Origin of the sequence: Mycobacterium angelicum, from assembly GCF_002086155.1 — a bacterium.
Classification (GTDB): domain Bacteria; phylum Actinomycetota; class Actinomycetes; order Mycobacteriales; family Mycobacteriaceae; genus Mycobacterium; species Mycobacterium angelicum.
This window is the reverse complement of the sequence record NZ_MVHE01000462.1, coordinates 1-233: the sequence shown is the minus strand read 5'-3', so window position 1 is coordinate 233 and position 233 is coordinate 1. Positions and strand designations below refer to the sequence as shown.

General features: G+C 67.4%; 2 pseudogenes. One reads left to right on the top strand and one right to left on the bottom strand.

Annotation, left to right across the window (positions count from 1 at the left end):
* A pseudogene (locus BST12_RS31790) lies at positions 1-134 on the top strand (FHA domain-containing protein); the annotation flags it as partial.
* On the opposite strand, the pseudogene BST12_RS34120 reads toward BST12_RS31790, so the two are convergent.
* Positions 131-233 (bottom strand): annotated as a pseudogene (locus BST12_RS34120) (hypothetical protein); the annotation flags it as partial. The pseudogenes BST12_RS31790 and BST12_RS34120 overlap by 4 nt on opposite strands.

Here is a 233-nt window from a genome sequence, read left to right as displayed (position 1 = left end):
ACATTTATGACGGCCTGACTATCAACATCGGGAAGCCCACCGGGGCGTGGATCACCTTCGAGGGCGGCCATCACCAGGGCATCATCGGACGGCTGTCACGCACCCCGTCGTCGCGTCCCGGCTCACCGATCTAGCCCCCTGCCAAGCACAGCCCGTGCGCCGCCGCAAAGGCCACGGCTTGGTCGACGTCGACACGCGCACCCACCCACGACGCGGTCCGCCACAATACCGGG